Origin of the sequence: Anaeromicrobium sediminis, assembly GCF_002270055.1 — a bacterium.
GTDB lineage: Bacteria > Bacillota > Clostridia > Peptostreptococcales > Thermotaleaceae > Anaeromicrobium > Anaeromicrobium sediminis.
Genome location: NZ_NIBG01000009.1, coordinates 154746 through 176697, shown reverse-complemented (window position 1 = coordinate 176697; position 21952 = coordinate 154746). Strand labels below are relative to the sequence as shown.

25 protein-coding genes and 1 other RNA gene are annotated in these 21952 nt (G+C 29.6%); 5 read left to right on the top strand and 21 right to left on the bottom strand.

The window, feature by feature from the left end; genetic code table 11:
• Window positions 1-11 precede the first annotated feature (11 nt).
• The 5 genes from CCE28_RS11925 to CCE28_RS11905 form a co-directional block, all read right to left on the bottom strand.
• Window positions 12-353 (bottom strand): rubredoxin-like domain-containing protein, encoded by a 342-nt coding sequence (locus CCE28_RS11925; RefSeq protein ID WP_095133949.1) that lies wholly within the window; start codon window positions 351-353, stop codon window positions 12-14.
• A 143-nt stretch (window positions 354-496) separates the two neighbouring features.
• Window positions 497-664, bottom strand: coding sequence for a hypothetical protein (locus tag CCE28_RS22270; protein ID WP_095133948.1), 168 nt, complete (start codon window positions 662-664; stop codon window positions 497-499).
• Between the two features lie 84 nt (window positions 665-748).
• Window positions 749-1288 carry a hypoxanthine phosphoribosyltransferase gene (gene hpt, locus CCE28_RS11915; RefSeq protein ID WP_095133947.1) on the bottom strand — a complete coding sequence of 180 codons (540 nt, stop codon included), beginning with the start codon at window positions 1286-1288 and terminating at the stop codon, window positions 749-751.
• Window positions 1289-1399: 111 nt separating this feature from the next.
• Entirely contained in the window at window positions 1400-1942 is a 543-nt protein-coding gene (locus tag CCE28_RS11910; protein ID WP_095133946.1) for a cob(I)yrinic acid a,c-diamide adenosyltransferase, read from the bottom strand.
• Window positions 1943-1977: 35 nt separating this feature from the next.
• Window positions 1978-2292 carry a YkvA family protein gene (locus tag CCE28_RS11905; protein WP_207652895.1) on the bottom strand — a complete coding sequence of 105 codons (315 nt, stop codon included), beginning with the start codon at window positions 2290-2292 and terminating at the stop codon, window positions 1978-1980.
• A 101-nt stretch (window positions 2293-2393) separates the two neighbouring features.
• Here CCE28_RS11905 and CCE28_RS11900 point away from each other — a divergent pair, with 101 nt between their 5' ends.
• Both CCE28_RS11900 and CCE28_RS11895 read left to right on the top strand, forming a co-directional pair.
• Window positions 2394-2855 (top strand): hypothetical protein, encoded by a 462-nt coding sequence (locus CCE28_RS11900; protein ID WP_095133944.1) that lies wholly within the window; start codon window positions 2394-2396, stop codon window positions 2853-2855.
• Window positions 2856-2937: 82 nt separating this feature from the next.
• On the top strand, window positions 2938-3834 hold the full coding sequence (locus CCE28_RS11895; protein ID WP_095133943.1) for a selenium metabolism-associated LysR family transcriptional regulator: 897 nt from the start codon (window positions 2938-2940) through the stop codon (window positions 3832-3834).
• A 31-nt stretch (window positions 3835-3865) separates the two neighbouring features.
• Here the strand turns inward: CCE28_RS11895 and CCE28_RS11890 are convergent, their stop codons facing one another.
• The 9 genes from CCE28_RS11890 to CCE28_RS11850 all read right to left on the bottom strand — a co-directional run bounded on the left by CCE28_RS11890 (window position 3866) and on the right by CCE28_RS11850 (window position 12287).
• Complete coding sequence (locus CCE28_RS11890) at window positions 3866-5266, bottom strand: aminopeptidase (protein WP_207652894.1); 1401 nt, start codon at window positions 5264-5266, stop codon at window positions 3866-3868.
• 15 nt (window positions 5267-5281) lie between these two features.
• Window positions 5282-5929, bottom strand: coding sequence for a response regulator (locus tag CCE28_RS11885; protein ID WP_095133941.1), 648 nt, complete (start codon window positions 5927-5929; stop codon window positions 5282-5284).
• Complete coding sequence (locus CCE28_RS11880) at window positions 5919-7070, bottom strand: sensor histidine kinase (RefSeq protein WP_242972971.1); 1152 nt, start codon at window positions 7068-7070, stop codon at window positions 5919-5921. Before CCE28_RS11880 ends, CCE28_RS11885 begins: the two co-directional genes overlap by 11 nt.
• Before the next feature lie 313 nt (window positions 7071-7383).
• The gene (locus CCE28_RS11875; protein WP_095133939.1) at window positions 7384-7854 is read right to left on the bottom strand and encodes a hypothetical protein; all 471 of its coding nucleotides are present in this window, start codon (window positions 7852-7854) and stop codon (window positions 7384-7386) included.
• A gap of 138 nt (window positions 7855-7992) precedes the next feature.
• Window positions 7993-8451: a chemotaxis protein CheW gene (locus CCE28_RS11870; RefSeq protein ID WP_095133938.1), complete on the bottom strand. Its 459-nt coding sequence runs from the start codon at window positions 8449-8451 to the stop codon at window positions 7993-7995.
• A 128-nt stretch (window positions 8452-8579) separates the two neighbouring features.
• Window positions 8580-8750: a DUF896 domain-containing protein gene (locus tag CCE28_RS11865; RefSeq protein ID WP_095133937.1), complete on the bottom strand. Its 171-nt coding sequence runs from the start codon at window positions 8748-8750 to the stop codon at window positions 8580-8582.
• 64 nt (window positions 8751-8814) lie between these two features.
• The gene (locus tag CCE28_RS11860; RefSeq protein ID WP_095133936.1) at window positions 8815-10740 is read right to left on the bottom strand and encodes a YgiQ family radical SAM protein; all 1926 of its coding nucleotides are present in this window, start codon (window positions 10738-10740) and stop codon (window positions 8815-8817) included.
• A 223-nt stretch (window positions 10741-10963) separates the two neighbouring features.
• Window positions 10964-11209, bottom strand: coding sequence for a YkuS family protein (locus tag CCE28_RS11855; RefSeq protein WP_095133935.1), 246 nt, complete (start codon window positions 11207-11209; stop codon window positions 10964-10966).
• Between the two features lie 73 nt (window positions 11210-11282).
• The gene (locus tag CCE28_RS11850) at window positions 11283-12287 is read right to left on the bottom strand and encodes a LacI family DNA-binding transcriptional regulator (RefSeq protein ID WP_095133934.1); all 1005 of its coding nucleotides are present in this window, start codon (window positions 12285-12287) and stop codon (window positions 11283-11285) included.
• Window positions 12288-12486: 199 nt separating this feature from the next.
• On the opposite strand from CCE28_RS11850, the gene CCE28_RS11845 reads away from it, so the two are divergent.
• The gene (locus tag CCE28_RS11845) at window positions 12487-13425 is read left to right on the top strand and encodes a M23 family metallopeptidase (protein ID WP_176461792.1); all 939 of its coding nucleotides are present in this window, start codon (window positions 12487-12489) and stop codon (window positions 13423-13425) included.
• A gap of 82 nt (window positions 13426-13507) precedes the next feature.
• A complete protein-coding gene (locus CCE28_RS11840; protein ID WP_095133932.1) occupies window positions 13508-13906 on the top strand; it encodes a bactofilin family protein in 399 nt (132 codons plus the stop codon).
• A 43-nt stretch (window positions 13907-13949) separates the two neighbouring features.
• Here CCE28_RS11840 and CCE28_RS11835 read toward each other — a convergent pair whose 3' ends face one another.
• From CCE28_RS11835 to CCE28_RS11815, 5 genes are all read right to left on the bottom strand, one after another.
• Window positions 13950-14849, bottom strand: a complete 900-nt coding sequence (locus tag CCE28_RS11835) for a diacylglycerol/lipid kinase family protein (RefSeq protein WP_095133931.1) — start codon at window positions 14847-14849, stop codon at window positions 13950-13952.
• Window positions 14850-14883: 34 nt separating this feature from the next.
• The gene (locus CCE28_RS11830) at window positions 14884-15993 is read right to left on the bottom strand and encodes an NAD(P)-dependent oxidoreductase (RefSeq protein ID WP_095133930.1); all 1110 of its coding nucleotides are present in this window, start codon (window positions 15991-15993) and stop codon (window positions 14884-14886) included.
• 112 nt (window positions 15994-16105) lie between these two features.
• A complete protein-coding gene (gene pdxR, locus CCE28_RS11825) occupies window positions 16106-17584 on the bottom strand; it encodes a MocR-like pyridoxine biosynthesis transcription factor PdxR (protein WP_095133929.1) in 1479 nt (492 codons plus the stop codon).
• 528 nt (window positions 17585-18112) lie between these two features.
• The gene (locus tag CCE28_RS11820; RefSeq protein ID WP_095133928.1) at window positions 18113-18409 is read right to left on the bottom strand and encodes a hypothetical protein; all 297 of its coding nucleotides are present in this window, start codon (window positions 18407-18409) and stop codon (window positions 18113-18115) included.
• A 92-nt stretch (window positions 18410-18501) separates the two neighbouring features.
• Entirely contained in the window at window positions 18502-18744 is a 243-nt protein-coding gene (locus CCE28_RS11815) for a hypothetical protein (RefSeq protein ID WP_095133927.1), read from the bottom strand.
• Window positions 18745-18948: 204 nt separating this feature from the next.
• On the opposite strand from CCE28_RS11815, the gene spoVB reads away from it, so the two are divergent.
• Window positions 18949-20484, top strand: a complete 1536-nt coding sequence (spoVB, locus tag CCE28_RS11810; RefSeq protein ID WP_095133926.1) for a stage V sporulation protein B — start codon at window positions 18949-18951, stop codon at window positions 20482-20484.
• Here spoVB and ssrS read toward each other — a convergent pair.
• A non-coding RNA gene (ssrS, locus tag CCE28_RS11805) (6S RNA) lies at window positions 20481-20656 on the bottom strand. The genes spoVB and ssrS overlap by 4 nt on opposite strands.
• A 118-nt stretch (window positions 20657-20774) precedes the next feature.
• The gene (locus CCE28_RS11800; protein ID WP_095133925.1) at window positions 20775-21815 is read right to left on the bottom strand and encodes a nucleoid-associated protein; all 1041 of its coding nucleotides are present in this window, start codon (window positions 21813-21815) and stop codon (window positions 20775-20777) included.
• Window positions 21816-21952: the final 137 nt, after the last annotated feature.

Genomic DNA, 21952 nt, shown 5'->3' with positions numbered 1-21952 from the left:
AGTGCTCATTTTTATTCTACTCCCCATTTCCCTTTTTTCATATGTCCTTGTAATTCTGCCACAATCATCCTTTTAGTCTCATTGGCATCCTTATGTGCTCTTTTAAATATTTTTACACATCCTGGATCTAAATCATCTTCAATGCCCTCTTCTGCTATAGCTTCGATTTCTTCTAATAGGCTAAATAAATGCATCTGCAATTTATTTGTATAATCTGAACGTACAATTTTATCCGCAGCCTCTTCTTCTATTTCTGTAAATTTCTCCTTATCTACTCCACATTTAGGACATTTTTCTGGTGCCTCATCTCCTGAATGAACATAACCACATACTTCACATCTAAATAATTCCATTTATATCACCCTCTCTTTTTTCGTATCTTATATTTTATCTATATCCCTTAAAGAAGATAATAAACATATGAATTAATATTTTTTCATTTTTTTCTTTGAAACATAAATAAAGATGTAATCATATGATTACACCTTTATTTATACTAAGCCATAGCTCTTTCTAATTTGTCTAAATGTTGAAGTGGAAACATTCTTAGAAGTTCTTTAAACTCCTCTACAGTTAATCCTTTTGTAGTAGTATATATTCTGATTTTCTCATCCACATCAGCTGCTTTAAATTGCTGCTTTACTTGTTCAAAATTTGAGCTCATATTTACCCTCCTAATACTACTTATTCTTTAATAGTATAAGTCGTATGAGCTTTTTTATTCTATGAGTTCAAATTTTATATTAAATTATTTTTCGTATACTCGTCTATCTAATATACCAATGTAAGGTAAGTTTCTAAATTTTTCTGCATAATCAATTCCATATCCTACAATGAATTCATCTGGAATATTAAATCCCTTATAATGTACTGTCATATCAATAGTTCTTCTTTCTGGCTTATCTAGTAGAGTACATATTTTTAAACTAGCAGGTTTTCTTGATAATAAGTTTTCACAAATGTATTGTAATGTCAATCCTGAGTCTATTATGTCCTCTATTATTATAACATGCTTATTCTCTATACTATTATCCAAATCCTTTAAAATCTTTACAACTCCCGAACTTTCTGTTGAATGACCATAACTAGATACTGCCATAAAATCTATATTAACAGATAATTTAATTTGGCGCATTAAGTCAGCCATAAACATGTTAGCACCCTTTAATACACCTACTAACAATACCTCTTTGCCCTGATAATCTTCTGTGATTTTATCTGCTATTTCTTTTACTTTATTTCTTATTTTCTCTTCACTATATAATACTTCCTTAATACTATTATCCATGTTCTTCACCTCTTTTTTTGTCTAAGAAAATTATATCACAGTTTTAACTTTATGTATATTTCTTTATTTTTGTTTTTTATTGTTCGTGTATAATTTCCTTATAAAAGCCATCTATATAGATGACTTTTTAAAATCCACATAATTCTTTTCATTCTCTAAGTATCTTCCTATGCTGTATATAGTATCCGAAAGACGATTTACATATTTTAGTAGCGTTGGACTTATTTCTTCTGTTTCACTAAGACTTATTATTCGTCTTTCTGCCCTCCTACAAATAGTCCTAGACACATGTAAAAAACCACTTGCCTTGTTAGTCCCAGGAACTATAAACTTATTTACCTTGTCACTTTTTTTAATGTAAAGGTCTATAATTTCTTCAAGTCTTTTTACATGGGTATCAGTTATTTTGTATTGAAATTTTTCTTCATCTACAGTGGCTAATTGTCCTGCAACTAAAAATAGTTCCTCTTGAATTTTTAGTATTATATCTTTAATTTCTTCATCTTCTATGAAATTTCTACTTAGGCCTAGAAAAGAATTTAGTTCATCTATGGTACCATAGGATTCTACTCTTATATTATTCTTCCCAATTCGTTTATTGTCATATGAACTAGTTTGCCCTTTATCACCAGTTTTAGTATATATTTTATTCAAAGATTATCACTCCTTTAAATATTACATACCCATTTTTACTCATCAAAAACTTCATATTCTACATCTTCAATTAGATCCTTATTTTTATATTTTTTATTGGTCTTTTTCTTAATTGTATATTTATCTAATTTTTCACCTATAGTGCTTAATAAAAATAAGACAACCACTACATCATCAATAATACCTATGCCTAATACGGGGTCTGCAATAAGGTCTAATGGATTTATTAAATATAAAAAAGAAAATAATATTAAAATTTTATCAAAGATACTTGTATTAGGATTTCTCAAATGAGCATATGTAGCTCTTATTCTTCTATAGTTTCTAACTACCCATGATAATCCCTTCATATTTTCATTCCTCCTTAGAGATATTCTAAAAATAATAATCATATTATAATTTATAATATCATATATTCTATTATTACATACTAAAATAGGAGGGGTATATTATGGATTTTATCCCTAAAGAAAAACTTATAAGAAAAATTATGCCTATTCACCAAAGGGTAAATGCTGTTAATTTCTTAAATTTATCAAAAAAATTCTCTACTATATGTGGCTCTACCTGTACATGTAAATTATTTACAGATTCAAAGAAAAATCAATGGACCTTTAAATACTTTAGCAATGATAGTATAGATATATCCATAAGGTTTTGTCATGATAATCTTAGTACAACCCCTTATGTGTATATCGATACCTTTTGCGTTAATTCTACTAATGAGGATAATCCTATTGATGATAAAATATTAAAATTAATTATTTCAAATATAAAAAATTTAGATTTTCACAACATAGTCTTAAAAATACATAGGGAAGATATGGTTCCACTTTTTTTAAATAATAATTTCAAAAAATCTTCTTTCAATGAATTAAGTATGTCTTTAAAAACAAGATTTATACCTTTCTAGTTATGGGACTTTAGGAAAATCCTTCTAAAGGCTTATTCTATATGATAAAATTAAGTATAAATACTTGTATTGGAGGTATACTATGGACTTTAAACACGTGGAAACATTCGTTACAATTGCCCGATTGAAAAGTTTTTCCAAAGCTGCAGATTTTTTATTTTTAACCCAACCTACCATTAGCAATCATATTCAAAATCTTGAAAACGCATTAGGTACTACACTCATTAATAGATATAGCAAAAATATTACCCTTACCCAAGCTGGAGAAACTTTTTTAGCTTACGCAATAGAAATACTAAATAAAAAAGAAGAAGCTATGTCTTCTTTAAAGTCTTTAGGAGATAATATTTCTGGAACTTTAGAATTAGTTTGTAGTTCTATTCCGGAACAATATATTTTACCCTCACTCATAAGTTCATTTAGTAGAAATTATCCCCAAGTAATATTTAGGGTAATGCATTACGACTCACAAAGGGTTGTAACTGATATTTTATCTGGACTTATAGATTTTGGATTTGTGGGAAATAAGGTCTCTAATCCTAGCCTAGAATATATACAAATAGCTGAAGATGATTTAGTTATAATTGCTCCTAACATCTCTAAATATAAAAATATTTCCACCATGAGCTTACATGATCTATTGTCAGAAAGAATTATTATAAGGGAGAAAGGTTCTGGAACTAGAAACTTTTTTGAAAATATGTTAAAAAAGAAAAATATAAAAATCGAAGATTTAAATGTAATAGCTCATATGCAAAATATACAAGCAATAAAAGAATGTGTTAAATATAATCTTGGTATTTCCATCGTTTCAAGTAGATCCATACAGACAGAAATAAAATACGGTGAAATAAAAAGAATATGCCTTGAAGATAGTGAAGCCACTAGAAAATTTTACTTTGTTTATCATAAATCTAAATTTCTTTCTCCTACAGCTCAAAAATTTAAAGATTTCATATTAAAAAACAGCGTAAATTAAAACAGCATGGATTAAATCCATGCTGTTTAATTTATGCCTTTAAAAAGGCTTTATATGCTTTATATGCCATATATATATCCATTTTACTAGCAAGTTCCACAGGAGCATGCATGCTTAAAAGGGGCACTCCACAATCTATAACTTCTGCTCCACAATTAGCTAGTATATAGGCTATGGTTCCACCACCACCTTGATCCACCTTTCCAAGTTCTCCTACTTGCCATACTATTTCATTTTCATCAAATAATTTGCTTATTTCATGGATAAATTCTGCACTGGCATCATTAGACCCAGATTTACCCCTTGCACCAGTGTATTTACATACTAATACACCCTTACCAAGATAAGCCACATTCCTTTTGTCTACCACATCTGGATAGTTAGGATCAAAGGCACAACTCACATCGGCAGATAATACTTTTGAATTTCCAAAACTTCTTCGAATTTTAATATCTGTTAGTTTTTCATCTTTTAAAGCTATTAATTCTGCAATAATATTTTCAAAGAATCTAGACTGCATTCCCGTATTTCCCATGCTTCCTACTTCTTCTTTATCCACAAATAAGGCCACTGCCGTATTAGTTGGATTTTTAACCTGTAAAATAGCTTCTAAGGATGTATAAGCACATACTCTATCATCCTGTCCATAAGAGCCTATAATAGATCTATCTAGTCCAACTTCCCTAGCATCTATTGCTGGTACTGCTTCTATTTCTGCTGTTAAAAAATCCTTTTCTTCAATATTATATTTTTCCTTCAATATCTTTAATACATTATACTTTATAGGATCTTTTATATCCTTATCATTAAATGGTATACTTCCTATTATAATATTTAAACCTTCTCCTGTGATTGCTTCTGCCAACTTTTTTTCATTTTGATTTTTAGATAAGTGAGGCAATAAATCTGATATGTAAAATACAGGGTCATCCTTATCCTTACCTATATTTATTTCTATTTTTTCTCCACTATTTTTTATTACAATACCATGTAGAGCTAATGGTATTGCAGTCCATTGATATTTTTTGATTCCTCCATAATAGTGAGTCTTTAAAAGAGCCATGTTCCCATCTTCATATAAAGGATATTGTTTTAAGTCTAATCTTGGAGAATCAATATGAGAACCTACTATATTCATGCCCTTTTCTAAAGGTTCACTGCCCATTACCATAAGTACAGCAGATTTTTCCTTGTAATTTACATAAATTTTACTTCCTTGTACTAGTTTTTTCTTCTTACTTAAAAACTGATCTATATGTACAAATCCATTTTCCTCTGCAGCTTTTATTATTTCTTTTACACATTCCCTTTCAGTTTTACCGTTATTAAGGAACTCTATATACCTTTTGTTTAATTGTTCAAGGTCCTCTTTCTCCTTTTCCTCAATACACTTCCAACCATTTTTAAATTCAAACCCTAAGTTTAGTGTCAATGAAACCACTCCTCTTTATATTGGTTTTATATTGTTTTTATATGCATAGATTGCAGCTTGAGTCCTATCATTTACTTCTAACTTCTTAAATATATTAGATACATGGTTCTTAACTGTTTTTTCACTAATAAATAAATCCTTTGCAATCTCTTTATTATTCTTACCATCTGCTATTAATTCTAAAACCTCATATTCTCTTCTTGTTAATTTATTTTTCTTACTTTCTTCATATTTTTTATCATTTTCTTTAAAATGAATAACCTTTGCTAAAGAAGGGTGAACATAATTATACCCTTTAGATACATCTCTTATAGCCTTAACTAATATGTCAGACTCAGTATCTTTAATCATATATCCAGAAGCACCCATGTTCATTGTTTGAAATAAATATTCCCTCTCTTCATGGAATGTAAGTATTATTACTTTAGAATCAAGTCCCATATCCTTTAATCTTCTCAGTGCTTGAATACCATTCATCTTAGGCATATTAATATCTAATAATACTACATCTGGCTTTAATTTTTGAACTTTTGATACAGCATCCTCTCCATCAACAGCTAGCCCAATAACATTCATATCATTTTCTAACTCAATAATTTGTTTTAAGCCTTCACGCATAAGAGCATGGTCATCTGCTATTAAAATATTTGTTTTAGTTTTCATTAAATGCGTCACACTCCTTGTTTATTGGTACACAAACTTTTATACTAGTTCCAATTCCTACACTACTACGTATATTAATTTTTCCATTTAATAGTTCTACTCTCTCTTGCATTATAAATAGTCCAAAGCCGCCATCTTTCTTATGTTTATTAGCCTCAAGCTTTTCCTTTATATTAAATCCATCTCCATCATCAGTAATTATCAAATTAATCACCTGATCTGTAAATTCGATTTTAACCACTGCATTTTGAGCATTCGAATGTTTTCTTATATTATTCAAAGCTTCTTGTACTATTCTAAAAACTACTAATTGAACAGTAGAATTCACTTCAATAGTATCACCCATATATATAAAATTTAAATCCACAGGAGAATCCTGTTTATACTTTAATATGAACTGTTCTAAAGTAGGAACTAGTCCTAAATCATCTAGTGCCATAGGCCTTAGGTCATATATAATTTTTCTAATATCCTTTAAGGAATTTCTAACTACATCTTTTAAATTATTTATCTCTCCCTTAGCCTTTTCCCTGTCTCTATCCATAAGTTTATTGCATATTTCCGCTTTTATAACTGCATTTGCCATAGACTGGGCTGGTCCATCATGAATTTCTCTAGCTATTCTTTGCCTTTCATCCTCTTGAGCCTTTATTACTTTTACAGCTATTGCTTGTTTATATTCCACATCTTCTAAGTGTTCAACTACATCTTGTAAATTGTCCGATAAACATGACATGGCTAAGCCTACTTTTGATATTAATTGGTCTGCTTTATTGGCGATTTCTTTTGTGGCCTTTAATCTTTGTTCAAGATTAGTTCTTTCTTGTATAAGTTCTTGTTCTTCTTTCCTTTTAACATAAATTTCCACCTGTAGGTTTTTGGCTTCTTCATAAGTTTTCTTTATGTCATCTTCAGTATATTCCCTAAAGTTTTTACTTACATATAAGAGCCTTTTTCTACTATTCTTCTCTGCTACTTCTAGGCCATCCACCTCTTTTATAACTTTCATTGCCTTATGTTTTACATTCTCTAGTTCATTTTCAATATTCTTACATTCGGTTCTTACAGCTTCTGCTATATCAAAAATTTTATTTCTTCCATCTTCAATAGAACCTATTGTCTGTTTAATTATTTGATTCATCTTTTTTGCGCTAAAGCTAGTTACATCCATACAAGCACCTCTATTTTACTCTTTTAGACAAATATTCTACAAATTCTATTCTATCATATATACTTTAGTTATTTAGGACCATTTTATCAAAGAATTGTGTGCTTACCTACAATATAGGTATTTTAACATGGGACCTTTGTAGGAATTTTTGTTTTTGGGGGTAGAATTATACTTTGAAATTCACTCATTTGTCCATGTAATTATGGTTTATTATGTAATCAAACCCAACAAATGTAAAATTATCCTTTAAAAATAAATAACAGAAATGGATAAACCATTTCTGTTACTCATTAACTTTATAATCACTTATCTTCCATGTAGAATTTTCTTTTTTAAGTAAGATTTCATATTCTATATTCTCTATATATGTTCCATTTTGTCCTTCCATTGTCCATACTGCACATATTATAGCCCTTATTGTATCTTCTTTTCTATCCATTTTTTTTATTTCTTTTATTTCCACATCAATTACTTTGTCTATGTCAGTAGGATTTTTTGTTAGCTGAATAAATGCATTTACATCATACTCAAGTAGTGGATTTGTAACATATTGTTTTAACTCCTCTACCCAGTTTGACTTGTCCACATTAGAATCATATATATTGTTCCAAACTTTTAACCTAGATTTAAACAAAGACTCCATCAATACCTTTTCTTCTGAATTGTAATCTATGGCCTTTGCATTAATAGTGTTATTATTGAACTGTACAATTATAGCAATAATAACTAAAAAAAACAATAAAGCCTTTTTCATCTGCATCCCCCCATAACTTGTATACACTAGGAATTATACACTATATATGGGGTAATATTTTAGCTTATACTGTTGTCAAATCATATTTCTTCTCAACATTTAATACTATATTTTTTTTAAATAGTATTAAAAAATACATTATTCACTTCTAATTTCTCCTATTTTAGCTTTTTCATCTTCTGTCAGAATAAATTCTAAGTCTAATAATATAACTATTTTGTCTTCTAATTTTCCCACTCCCATAATATATCTCTTATCAATTCCTGCTATTAACTCTGGGGCTGGTTCAATATTTTCTTCACTGATTCTTATAACTTGAGAAGCCTCATCTACCATAAAACCAACTTGCCTATCTTGAATGTTTATTACGATTACCCTTGTATCGTTAGTAACCATAGTATTTCCAGTCTTCAATCTCTTTTTCAAGTTTACAATTGGAACAATCTCGCCTCTTAAATTAATAATTCCTTCAATAAAGTTTAGTGCATTAGGTACCTTTACTGTTTCCTTGTATTCTATTATTTCTTTTACATTCATTATATCTACACCATATGACTCGTTGTCTAACTTAAATATTACATATTGTTTCTCCGCCATCTTTCTACCTCCGTTGACATTTTTTTATCTACTTTTTTCCTATTCTACAAAGGCTTCCTTTTTCCTCCTATAAATTTTAAAAAAGTATTGATTATAAAATATAATCAATACTTTTTTAATAATTCACATTAATCTACTATTTCAATATTCTCTAATTGCTGTCTAAAATTCTTTTTGAAGGCCTTTATATATTCTTCTCTTAATTTTTTTTGTTCTATCTTTTCATCTTCCGTTAGACCTTCACCTTTAGACTTCTTTGATAAAGCATTAATTCTATCTATCATTTCCTTAGTTATCATCATTTTTCCTCCCTAGACTATACTTACTTATACAAGTCTACTAAATTCTTTATTATAAATCAAATTATCTTTTTTTCTTCCTAGCTCCCTGATTTTTTCCCCTTGTAGTATTTTTTCCTCTTTTATTTCTATTATTTTCATTTTTCCTTTTATTTCCTTGATTTGCCCTATTTCCTTTATATGATTTCCTATCTTCCCTTGGTCGAATCAAACACTTTGGGCCATGACCTATTAGATCTAATCTACCTGCCTTTTCTAAGGCTTCTTTTACTAATTCATAGTTTCTAGGATTTCTATATTGTAACAATGCCCTTTGCATTGCCTTTTCCCTTCTATCTTTAGGAACATATACTTTTTTCATATTTCGTGGGTCAAATCCTGTGTAAAACATGCAAGTGGATAAAGTTCCTGGAGTTGGATAAAAATCTTGTACTTGCTCAGGTTGATATTTTATATCCCTTAAATATTCAGCCATCTCTATTGCCGCCTTTAAGTCACTACCTGGATGGGATGACATTAAATATGGCACTAAAAACTGTTTTTTTCCTAACTTATCGTTTATTTTATAATATTTGTCTACAAATTTGTCATACACATTTCTTCCTGGCTTGCCCATTAATTTCAATACCCTTGGAGATACGTGTTCCGGTGCAACCTTTAACTGTCCACTTACATGATGCTCGCATAATTCTTTTAAGAATTTATCCTTCTTATCAGCCATTATATAATCATATCTAAGGCCTGATCTTACAAATACTTTTTTAACACCCTCAAGACTTCTCAATTTTCTAAGTAGTTCTAAATATTCATCATGGTCCACTTTTAAATTATTACAAGGGTTAGGAAATAAGCATTGCTTACTTTTGCATGTACCATGTTTCTTCTGCTTCTCACAAGCCTGATGCCTAAAGTTAGCTGTAGGCCCACCTACATCATGTATATATCCTTTAAAGTCTTTATCACTTATTATACTTTGTGCTTCTTCTATTATGGACACTTGACTCCTAGGCTGAATTACTCTTCCTTGATGAAAAGTAAGCGCACAGAAGGAGCAACTTCCAAAACAACCTCTTTCACTTATAAGGCTAAATTTCACTTCCTTAATGGCTGGTATACCACCATCCTTTTCATATATAGGATGATAGGTTCTCATGTATGGATAACTAAATACCTTGTCTAGATTTTCCTGATTTAGAGGTTCAGTAGGTGGATTTTGAACGATATATTCGTCCTTATGCTTTTGTACTATAGTCTTACCCCTTATATGGTCTTGTTCTTCATATTGAACCTTAAATGCCTCTCCATACTTCATTTTATCTTCAGAGACATCTTCAAAGGATGGTATTTTTATATAGTCATATACATTTTCTAATGTATCAGTTTTGTATACAGTTCCTCGTATATGGTTAATGTGTTTTATATTCACTCCACTACTTAAGTATTCTGCCAATTCTAATACTTGATTTTCTCCCATTCCATATATTAATAAGTCCGCTTCACTATCATAAAGCATTGATCTTCTTACCTTATCATCCCAATAATCATAATGGGCAAATCTTCTTAAACTTGCCTCTATTCCTCCTAATATTATAGGAACTTTTTTATATGCTCTTTTCACCATATTTGTATATACAATAGTGGCTCTATCAGGCCTTAATCCCATTTTACCACCTGGAGAATATAAGTCCTTATCTCTTCTTCTTTTACTTACACTATAGTGATTAACCATAGAATCTATATTACCAGCTGTAATTAAAAATCCAAGACGAGGTCTTCCCAATTTCTTAAAGTCATCTATTTTTTTCCAATCCGGTTGAGCTATTATACCAACTTTATACCCTGCACCTTCCAGAGTTCTCCCAATTACAGGACCTCCAAAACTAGGATGATCTACATAAGCATCTCCCGTAACTATTATAAAGTCCAAGTAATCCCAACCTCTTTTTTTCATATCTTCTTTACTTATTGGTAAAAATTCATTTTTTGTCATAATTCACACTCTTTCACAGTTTATGTAAATATAGGTATATTTCTTCCAAACTCAACAAACTCTAGCCACTTACAAGGGAATATGACTGAAGTAAGTTCATATACATTCAAGTTGGAAGTAGTTTATCTCTATATATAGTTTAATAATACTACACTATTTTATCAGAATTTTGTTTAATAGCAACTCAAAAATTACTAAAAAAGACCTCATCCGAGGTCTTTTTTTAACTAAAAGTATTAGTTAATTGGTTTTTAATGTCTTCAGGTGTACATCCATCAGCACTTATAACAGGTGCCTTAGTGGTGGTATTTTGCATTCCTAAAAAGTTATTACTCTGCCCTGTAACTACTACTGCATCTAGATTTCTTATGTCACTATTATTGTTTTCAAATTCAACTACATCATATCCTTCATTAGATAAAAAGGTCTTCACATTTTGTAAAGACTTTTCAACGCCAACTCTCTTCATAGTTAAAAGCCTCCATTTTCATAAATATAACTATACAAAAATAGTATTCCTTATCTATGAAATATTTATACTATTACTTTATGGACTTAACACTTTCTCTTTCTATTAAGTCATGGGGAAGTTCAACTATATTGCAATCTAACTCTTCTTCATTTATTTTCTTTATTATCATTCTAATGGCAACAGCACCAATATCATATATAGGCTGATGTATTGTGGTTAATTTAGGTCTATATATGGAAGATAGTTCAATATCATTAAAACCTACAACAGATACGTCATTAGGCACATTATATCCATTATCAAACAGAGCATTTATGGCACCAATGGCCATTACATCATTTGACGCAAATATGGCAGTAGGCACATTTTTGCCTTCTATTAGTTTTTCAGTTAATTCATATCCCTTTTCAATTTTATATTCTCCTTCGTATACAATATTTTCATTTAATGGGATATCATTATCTTCTAAGGCCTTTTTATATCCTTCATAAATTCTCAAGCTAAATGCATCATGTCCTTGCCTTCTCATAAGGGCTATTTCTTTATGTCCCTTATTAATTAAATACTCTGTAATCTCATAGGCTGCTTTAAAATTATCTATGGATACGGAAGGAATTTCAAGCTTATCAGTATTTCTATTTATTAATACAACGGGAGTATCTATGTTTGATATATACTTAATAAGTTTCTCATCTAATTCCCATGTCATAAAAACAATACCTTCCACTTGCTTAGCCTTTAATAGATTTAAATATCTTAACTCTTGTTCTTGATCTCCGTATGTACTACATAATAAGATATCATAATTATACATTCTTCCAATTTCTTCTATTCCACTTAGTATTTCATTTATAAAGGTGTTAGAAATATCAGGTACTACTACACCAATCAATTGGCTCTTTTTCATTACTAAACTTCTTGCTATGGGATTAGGCATATATCCAGTTTCTTCAATTATCTGCATTACCTTTTGTCTAATCTCATTGCTTACAGGTTTAGATCCATTTATAACTCTAGACACTGTAGAAATGGAAACACCTGCTTGTTTTGCTATATCTTTTATGGTTATACTCATTTTATTCACTCCATTTTTATTATATTTATTTCAAGAAGCAAAAATAAATAATTAGATTCTTAATAGGTCCTTCTCATGAAATTTACTAGTTCTACATTTAATTTAAATTTCCTTCTTATTTTTACTTTTTTTTAAAGGATTTTTATTTTTTTTGTAGAATATACTAACCAATAGCGTTTTAGAAATGAGGAAATTTAATATGAAACTCAATTGTATCATAAAAAAACTCAAAAATGAATCTGTATCTATTATGATAGTTCCCCATTCTGGAGAAAATGTTAAGCAAATTAAATTTAAAAAATCTTTTTTATACACTTTTCTAGGTTGCTCATTCATATCCTTTATTATAATTTGTGCATCATTGGCATTTTTAATAAGTGGTAATGCTTCTTTATATAAAAATTTAGCCGCCAAAGAGAAGATGATTAGTAATCTAACTGTTGAAAACAGTGCTCAAGCTGAGGAAATTGCTGAACTTAGGGATAAAACAAAATTAATTAGTGAAAAACTAGAAGCTTTAAATAAATTAGAAGAGCAAATTCGATCAATGGTGGGATTAAAAAAAAACATTGATTCCATAAAACCAAGAGAAGTTTCAAGATCTATGGTATCTAGAATTAACTTAGATTCCACAGATGAAGAATTAGACTCTCAAATATTTTCACTATCTAATAGTATGGATCATAAGAATGATAATTTACAAAAATTAATCACGGATGTAAATGACAGATTAGAATTTTTAAAGTGTAAACCTGACAAATGGCCTACTTACGGAAAAATCACTTCAAAATTTGGCTATAGAATATCTCCATTAACAAATAGACGACAATTTCATAAGGGTCTTGATATAGCCAACAAAACAGGTACAAACATCCTATCTGCAGCTGATGGTATTGTTGTTTTCTCAGACAGAATGTCTGGCTATGGAAACACTCTCATTATATCTCATGGATATGGTTATAGGACTGTATATGCTCATAATAAAAGTAATTTAGTAAAGGTTGGGCAAAAGGTGACCAAAGGACAGTTAATAGCAAAAATGGGAAATACAGGTCGTAGCACTGGACCTCATGTACACTTTGAAGTTCATTATAATGGTAAAAGAATTAATCCTATTAAAATTTTAAGTAGCAAATAATTTTCAGGTCTACATATGAGAATTTTAATTTTATAAAAAAACACATGGGGATAAAATACTTTAGAATAAATGGAGGTTTAGTATGTTTGGAAAAAATACTAGTTCAGAAAATACTAATGGAAATATCAATACTTTAATTGGTCAAGGTTCCAAATTTGAAGGAAAGTTAAATGCCCAAGGTACCGTAAGAATAGATGGAGAATTTTTTGGTGATATAGTTATAAATGGAAATCTAATCTTAGGAGTTGAAGGTAAGATTACAGGAAATATACAAGCGGATAATGTTATAGTTTCTGGTTCTGTAAATGGGAATATTACTACAAGAGAACAACTTAAGATAAATTCATCTGGTAAAGTTACAGGTGACTTAAAAGTAGATAGCCTGGTAATAGAAGACAAAGCTATTTTCGATGGAAAATGTAGTATGAAAACTCCTTCTACGCAAGTTATTCCTATAGAAAAAACTGCTGAGAAAAAATAATTTTAAGGGAGAGTCTAAACTTAGTCTCTCCCTTTTTTACTTACTATGGAATTACCACTTCTATTGCCTTTGGAATTGTTAATATGGTAGCTGGTAACTTTTCACCCTTTTCCCCATCTAAATCTAATATTATCTCTTCATCCTTAGACGTAGGTGCTATTCTTATTTTGTTAGATTGAAGATACATAATTTTAGGATGGTTTATATGCTCTCCTGCAATTACTTGCAAAAACAATGTGACAAAATCTTTTATATCACATTTTTCTATTATGCATACATCAAGTAATCCATCATCTGTTTTTGCCATGGGAGCAACCTTCTTAAACCCACCAACCATAGGTGTATTAGATACTATAAACATAAAAATTTCTTTTTTTTCTTTTTTTTCTTCATACTCTATCTCTACTTCTATACTATTAAAAAGGTTCTTAGGAATTTCCTTCACACCTTCTACGTAATAGGCATACTTGCCAAATGTAGTTTTAAAATCTGATGATGCTTTGTAGCCTACATCTGTAAACATTCCACCGGCAGCCACATTTAAGAAATACTTTTCTCCAACCTTTCCCACATCAATTTTTGCCGTATTCATATTCTTAATCATTTCTATAAAAGATTCCACATCATTAGATATTTTGTACCAATTGGCAAAATCATTCACCGTTCCACTAGGAAGTATGGCAAGGGGAACATCTATATTATATTTTACCATTCCATTTATCACTTGATTTACAGTTCCATCTCCACCTACCGCCACTATTAAGTGAAACATTCCTTTAGGAATATTTTTTAACTCATTAAAAGTTTCTTCTTCATTTACCGTATAGTATATATCTACTTCTTTTATAATTTTATCCAATACTAATCTTCCAATTATCCTATCAAGGCTTTTTTGAACTATCTGTTTACCTGATGAAGGATTTATAATGAATTTTACATTCATAGGCTCACCTCACCTTATATTTTTTAGAACATACCTAAAAGGCTTCTTCAAAAGTAGAATATTCTACATTTAATAATTTAGCTGTTTTTTTATCTAATAAAAATCCATCATACATACATAAACCGCTTCTTAGCCCCCTATTATTAAACATACTTTTTTTCAATCCCTCATTTGCCACATACTTAATATAAGGTTCTATGGTTTCTCCTAATAGCTTCGATGCAGTAGCAGGTACTATTCCTGGCAAATTTGAAATAGCACAATGAATAACTCCATCTTCCATATAAGTAGGTTCCTTGTGACTAGTTTTCTTAATGGATTCTATGGCTCCATTTACATCACAGGCCATATCTATTATAACACTCTTTCTTTTCATATTCTTTAACATTCTCTTTTCTATTATATGTTCCTTTTGTTGTCCTTTTAAATCAATAGTATTTATTATAATATCCGCTTTTTTTATTACTTTATGTATGTTTTCTTTCTTCAATTTTAAGCAAGTTATACTTGACATTCTATCCTTAATATATTCTAATCTACTCACACTTCTATTTAAAACAGTTACATTGCAGCCTAGTCCATAAGCTGTCTTAGCAGCTGCATAGGCTCCACTGGCTGCACCTAATATAACTACTTCCGTATGAGGAGATCCCAAAGTATCTCCTAATAGTATTCCCATTCCTCCATAATTACTTTGCAAAAATTTCCCTGCAAATAATAGGGCTATTTTTCCAGCTAAGGTACTCATGTGATTTTTTATTATTGCTTCTCCCTCTATACTTTTAATATTTTCATAGGCAATGGCTGTGACCTTTTTATTTAGCATATTCTCTACAAATTTAGGATTTTTATAAGGTAATATGAAAGAAAATAATATATGCTCTTTTCCTATATATTCTTGCTCTAATAAGGATGGTATTTTCACCTTTACTATTAAGGTACTTTTATTATAAAGTTCTTTTATATCTTCTACTATTTCAGCTCCGGACTCTTTGTATATATTATCACTTATTCCCGCATATATGCCAGCATTCTTCATCACATAAACTTTATGGCCCGCAGCTACTAGTTTATTAACTTCACTATTAGTAATTGAAACTCTTCCCTCTCCAATACCCGACTCTTTTGGAATTCCAATTCTCATAAAAAGTCCCCCTTTAAAGGCTTTTTATTATCCTATGCCCTAAGGAGGAATAATATTAGGTATAAGAAAAAAATCAACAAGTCCTATTAGGAAATGTTTTTTTCACTATTCCTTATAATAATGGAGTATAGGAATCCCTTATATGTTCCTTATTGTATCCTTTGATTATGTTAGCCAATATCCTAATACCCTCTTCTATTTGTTCAGGATATACGGCTGCTATACTTAATCTAAAATAACTATTCTCATTTACTATAGGAAAAAATATATTTCCTGGTATTATTAGTACATTTTTTTTCACTGCTTTGTCATATATATCATCAGAGTTTAATCCCTCTGGTAGTTTGAACCAAAAGTTTAAACCTCCATTTGGAATATTGTATTCTAAACCTGATTCGCTAAAGTACTTACTAATACTTTTGCACATAACTTCAAATCTTATTTTATATATTTTCTCCATATGGTGTATATGATCTCTCCAAATATCTCTCCTTAAGTACAAATCAAATACCCTTTGATTTAAACCAGAAGTGGAAATGTCGGATGTATGTTTGGCTCTTAATATTTTATGATACACCCTTGGAGGCATGACTAAGAATCCAAGGCGCAGTCCAGGCATGAAAATCTTAGAAAAACTCTTTATATATATTACTAAACCATCCTTATCTAAACTCTTTAATGTGCCATTTTCCTTTTTATTAAATACTAAATCACTTAAATAATCGTCTTCTACTATTAATACATTATATTTTTTAGCTATTTCTAATATTTTCTTCTTCTTTTCTAAAGAGTAGCTATACCCTGTAGGATTCTGAAAATTGGGCATTAAATAAATCAATTTTGGCTTATTGACCCTAACTGATTCTTCTAATTTTTTTATATCTATACCATCTTCTAAAATAGGAATAGATATTATTTGGGCTCCCCTTGATCTAAATGTTCCAATTGCGCCTGTATACGTGGGACTTTCTACAATTACCCTGTCATTATATTCCACTAGGGCCTTTGCTATTACATCTATCCCCTGCTGAGCTCCTGATATTATTTGTACATTTTCAGGTTTAGTTTCAATATTGTAATTTTTCAGATATTTAGTCAAAGACTCCCTTAATGGAAAATATCCTTGACTTTCTTGATATCCAAAAACTTCACCCTTGTCCCTATCTAATACTTCATTTAGCAACACCTTAAAGGCTTCCACTGGAAATAAATCCGGTGTAGGCGTTGCACTAGCAAAACTTATCATATCTTTTCTAATCTGTATTTGCCCTTGGTCCATTAACTTCAGATCATCTTTAGCAGGATATTTTTCTAATATTACATCTTCATTATCATATTCAAGTCTAGGAGATACAAATGTACCACTTCCTATTTTTTTATATACATAACCCTCTTTTTCTAACAATCTATATGCATTTACTACAGTACTATTATTCACTTCCAATCGACCTGCTAATGATCTTATAGGTGGTAACTTATAATGATCCTTTAGTTCCCCTCTTATTATAATATCCCTAATTAGGTTAAATAATTGAACATATAAATGTTGAGGTTTTCTTTTGTCTAAAGTGTTCTTGTTGAATTTTTCCATAAGACCCTCCTAAAAACAACTTTATCCGATGACTAACAATTCTAATCCTCCATCCGAATTAAGTTTTACTTTATACTTACCTCTAATTTTACTTAAGTTATTTAGTAATTTTCATTCTTCCTTTTATATTAATTAGTCTTTCCTTTTAAAGTTCCTTTCTTTATATTTGCAACGATTTCAAAATTATGGAAACTGCCCATAGAGCGAAAATCTTTGCCTTTTATGGTGACTTAACCATTTTCCCATTAATAATGTTCATTAAACTCTTATAAACACTACATATATTATAATTATACAAAAACTCCGTTTTAGAAGTCTAGTTAAATCCTCCTATTTTTGAATAAAATTCTATATGGAATTTCATTTTTTTATATTTCTGTACATTTTTCGTCAAATTTCTACACAGGGGTTTCAATATGCATAAGACCTTTTTATTTAAACTATTTAAACAAAAGAAAATACAGTTTAAAAAACTGTATTTAAAATGTTAAGAAAGTCTAATATTTATTTATACATTTATATGTATCCTTAATGAATAGAAACATAATTTTGTCCGTATTCTAATTGACTTATAAAATTCTTTAAAAATTTCTTAGTTACTTTATTGTCTTTAAGACTTATATTTTTTAAATAATCATCCTCTATTTGAATTATTTCATCAGTTTCATTGTTTTGTGCATATTCAATATAATATTTTATGTTCTTATTATAAGTTTTACTACATACATTAAATCCCTTTTCAATTAACTTTTCTTCTATGATTCTTCTTTCCTTTTCATTTTTCTCAGTAGTTAATATCATATAATCATACTTTTGTCTTTCCACCCTTATCCCATCCTCACTTTTATATTTTATCGCTTTAAAGTACTAAAGTTATTTATATAATAATAGTATTCTTCCTTTCTGTCAACTATATTTTAAAATTTTATTCTTTCAATTTTTACTCTTTTATCGTTACGACATTTTTCACAATAAAATAAATGTACACAAATATTGCTACTCGCTCCATCTACCTTACTTGTCAATTCAATAGGCAAATATGGGCTATATTCATCTAAAAAATCTGTTATTGGCCCTTTATCCACCATAACACTTTCACACTTTTCACATCTGCACAAATATTTAGTTAGACCATTACATAAAGGACATACCAATTCCAATTCATATACCTCCTTATATCATTTCTCTTTTTTAATATTCTACACCTATTCATTATTTATTCTACTTATCTGAGACTCATATTTTAACTTGTAAAGAATATGATTATTATAGGTTTAAAAAATTTAGTATGAGAAAATTAAACCCAGATTATTCATAGCAAATTCAAACTTTCTATGAATAATCTGGGTTAAAGGAGGTTATCCATGAAAAAAAATTCTTTTCTTTACGGCACACTTCTATTAGTAGTTGTAAATTTCATAGTAAGATTTTTGGGCTTCTTTTATAAAGTAGTTCTTTCTCGTATGATAGGGGCAGAAGGCGTAGGCTTATTTCATTTAGTTTTTCCCGTTTTGATGATATGCATTACTTTCACCACTGCGGGACTACCTGTGGCCGTATCAAAATTGGTAGCCCATCATATGTCTTTAGGTAACAAAAAAAGTAGCTATAGGGTCTTAGCATTAGCTACTATAACAGGTGTTATTATAAGCACTTTTTTTGCTTTTCTCTTATTTAAAAATGCCAGATTTATAAGTGATAAATTATTAAAGTCCCCAGATTCTTACTATAGCTTATTAGGAATTTGTCCTTCTATTGTTCTAATTACTTTATCCTCCATATTCAGAGGATACTACTATGGCATAAAAGAAATGAAGCCTGCAGGAACTTCTCAGGTGTTAGAGCAACTTTTTAGAATTACATTCGTTATCGGTACATTATATCTATTAGGTCCTGTTGAAACAAAGTATGCTGCTCTGGTAGCTGTAATTGGTATTTCAGTGGGGGAATTAACAGGATTTATATGGTTAGTCTATAATTTTAAAAAAACAACAAGATTAAGAAGAAACTATTCTCCTCTAATGAATAGACCTCTGTTTTATATAGGTGATATGCTAATAATAGCTACTCCCATAACAATTACTCGATTAATAGCAGTCCTTATGCAATCATTAAACGCCCTATTAATACCTCAAAAGCTTCAGCTTGCTGGTTATTCTTATGTGGAAGCTATGAAAGTTTTTGGTAAAATTACAGGAATGGCCTTTCCTCTATTATTTTTACCATTTATAGTAACATCTGCTTTAGTAATAAATATTATCCCTAACGTGTCTCAGGAAATGGCTTATAAAAATCTTGATAATATTAGGTTAAAATCAGGTTTAGCTATGAAAATGACTTTATTCGTATCAATTCCACTCTTTGCTTTGTTTTTAACTTTCTCAGAGCCTATTTGTACAGTAATATACAATGAACATGACGTATCCTTCTATCTATCTTTTTTATCTTATACTGTTATACTTTGGAGTCTTCATCATACGGCAGCGGGAGTACTTCATGGTATGGGTAAGCAGGTAGTTACTACTATTAATTACTTAATAGGAATTAGCTTTCAGCTATTTTGTACTTTTTATTTAGTACCTAATCCACGTTATGGTATTAAAGGATTCCTATATGGATTTTTAATATCCTCTGTAATAATATGTACTTTAAATGTCATATCTTTAAAATTTTTCATAAAAAAAATGTCTATTAAATTTATTAACGACATTTTAAAACCTATAATATGTACTTGTTTAATGATTACATGTGTAAAATTTGCATATTCTAACTTACAAATGGGCCTTGTTCTTAATACAACAATAAGTATTTTATTTGGATTTTTAGTATACATGGCTTCCATATTAATTACTGGTAGTGTAAAAATCAGTACTTTAAAATATGTCTTTACAAAAAAATAAGTCCCAGAATGCCGTTTTGCTTTATAATTCACACCCGCGTCTCAACCAAGTGGGTACCTGCCTCTTATTTCTGAAGTCCTATTTAAAGGCATTTCATAGATAAGAGAACCCGAGCTCCCGGATGTTATTTGTCGGTTGAATTATGAAGCTTATACGCACATTCCAGGTACGTTTAATTATATTATACAATATTACAATACAGTTTTAAAGGGAATGGAATTGAAAACTTATAATTTATAATTATTTTTAGTAATTTAATAATATTTTATTCTCCTAAACTGTATTTTGACCTATCTTTCTTGAAAAAATCTCACATTTTTTACTACTATATTTACAGTTCCATCACCATTTCTCTTAATTTCAATTTTAGAGTCATCTTCAAAATCTTCATATTCTCCTTTAATTTCAATACCTGTATTTGTCTTCATAACCCTTCTTTTCATCTTCTTCTCTACCCAATTTTTGTCTATGTCAAATCCATGTATCTCTATTCCTTCATTATTCATATGTTGTATAAAGTGATCCTTTTTATCCCTATCATCACCTAATACGGTTCTTGCAAATCCATCTAGATCTACTTCTGCTGCGTTTTTAAGAATACTTATGGTTCCCTCTCTTACTTCTTGGGCCTTTTCTATGTCTTCTCTTAAATTTTTTCTTGTCCATTTTTCAGCTGCACTTTTAAATATTTTTGTCTTGTCCCTACTGTCTAATATCATATTGCAATTTAAAAAGTCATTTATAAAAAATTGTGCTACACCTGCGTCATCTTCTTTATTGAACATTTGCTTATCCAAAACTATTAAATCATATTCAGCATCTTCATCATATCTTTTTATAAAAGCACATTTCTGTATCTTTTGATTTAGTCCTGGGAGACCTATAGCCTGAGGCATTATGGATATTTTAAATTTTTCCTCCACAAATTCCACATGATGTATAAAAGATGTGCTGTAATCCAGCTTAAGAACAGCTACATATTCATTATCTTCAAAGGAATATAGGGCTATAACCAAATCACAAGAAGATATATTATTATTACTTTTCATTACTTTAAAAAGTTGCTTTGCAATCCTTTGAGAGTTTTCTACAAAAGTATCACCATCATCAAATATCTCCTCACAAGAATTTAATACTACTTGATTTCCTGACCTAAAATTAGCTTTCTTATTAGTTTCATCTTGTAGGCACTTTATAATATGTTTCTCTAAAAATTCATGGATAACCTCATCTATTTCCTGCTCGTAATCCGTTAAAATTGGCATATCAGAATTATTATCTAACACATGAATTATTGCTTTTTTTATTAAAATAGAATCTGTATTTCTCATTGTCTATTACTCCTTTGTTCAATTATTTAACTCTAGTATTTAACCCTAGATTTTTAAGTCTAAAATCTATTATACTATATAAGTTCATCTTCTTTAAGTAGTTTCACTACTTTATTATTTTCTAAACAAATTTGAAA

Bases quoted from the DNA above. Each gene is read 5' to 3' on its own strand.
- CCE28_RS11835 (WP_095133931.1), bottom strand. From the start codon at position 14,849: ATGAATGTAAAATTCATTATAAATCCTTCATCAGGTAAACAGATAGTT.
- CCE28_RS11905 (WP_207652895.1), bottom strand. From the start codon at position 2,292: ATGAAGGGATTATCATGGGTAGTTAGAAACTATAGAAGAATAAGAGCT.
- CCE28_RS11925 (WP_095133949.1), bottom strand. From the start codon at position 353: ATGGAATTATTTAGATGTGAAGTATGTGGTTATGTTCATTCAGGAGAT.
- CCE28_RS11870 (WP_095133938.1), bottom strand. From the start codon at position 8,451: ATGGCGGAGAAACAATATGTAATATTTAAGTTAGACAACGAGTCATAT.
- CCE28_RS22270 (WP_095133948.1), bottom strand. From the start codon at position 664: ATGAGCTCAAATTTTGAACAAGTAAAGCAGCAATTTAAAGCAGCTGAT.
- CCE28_RS11865 (WP_095133937.1), bottom strand. From the start codon at position 8,750: ATGATAACTAAGGAAATGATAGATAGAATTAATGCTTTATCAAAGAAG.
- CCE28_RS11855 (WP_095133935.1), bottom strand. From the start codon at position 11,209: ATGAAGAGAGTTGGCGTTGAAAAGTCTTTACAAAATGTGAAGACCTTT.
- CCE28_RS11875 (WP_095133939.1), bottom strand. From the start codon at position 7,854: ATGAAAAAGGCTTTATTGTTTTTTTTAGTTATTATTGCTATAATTGTA.
- CCE28_RS11840 (WP_095133932.1), top strand. From the start codon at position 13,508: ATGTTTGGAAAAAATACTAGTTCAGAAAATACTAATGGAAATATCAAT.
- pdxR (WP_095133929.1), bottom strand. From the start codon at position 17,584: ATGGAAAAATTCAACAAGAACACTTTAGACAAAAGAAAACCTCAACAT.
- CCE28_RS11830 (WP_095133930.1), bottom strand. From the start codon at position 15,993: ATGAGAATTGGAATTCCAAAAGAGTCGGGTATTGGAGAGGGAAGAGTT.
- CCE28_RS11850 (WP_095133934.1), bottom strand. From the start codon at position 12,287: ATGAGTATAACCATAAAAGATATAGCAAAACAAGCAGGTGTTTCCATT.
- hpt (WP_095133947.1), bottom strand. From the start codon at position 1,288: ATGGATAATAGTATTAAGGAAGTATTATATAGTGAAGAGAAAATAAGA.
- CCE28_RS11860 (WP_095133936.1), bottom strand. From the start codon at position 10,740: ATGACAAAAAATGAATTTTTACCAATAAGTAAAGAAGATATGAAAAAA.
- spoVB (WP_095133926.1), top strand. From the start codon at position 18,949: ATGAAAAAAAATTCTTTTCTTTACGGCACACTTCTATTAGTAGTTGTA.
- CCE28_RS11800 (WP_095133925.1), bottom strand. From the start codon at position 21,815: ATGAGAAATACAGATTCTATTTTAATAAAAAAAGCAATAATTCATGTG.
- CCE28_RS11885 (WP_095133941.1), bottom strand. From the start codon at position 5,929: ATGAAAACTAAAACAAATATTTTAATAGCAGATGACCATGCTCTTATG.
- CCE28_RS11895 (WP_095133943.1), top strand. From the start codon at position 2,938: ATGGACTTTAAACACGTGGAAACATTCGTTACAATTGCCCGATTGAAA.
- CCE28_RS11880 (WP_242972971.1), bottom strand. From the start codon at position 7,070: ATGAATCAAATAATTAAACAGACAATAGGTTCTATTGAAGATGGAAGA.
- CCE28_RS11845 (WP_176461792.1), top strand. From the start codon at position 12,487: ATGAAACTCAATTGTATCATAAAAAAACTCAAAAATGAATCTGTATCT.
- CCE28_RS11900 (WP_095133944.1), top strand. From the start codon at position 2,394: ATGGATTTTATCCCTAAAGAAAAACTTATAAGAAAAATTATGCCTATT.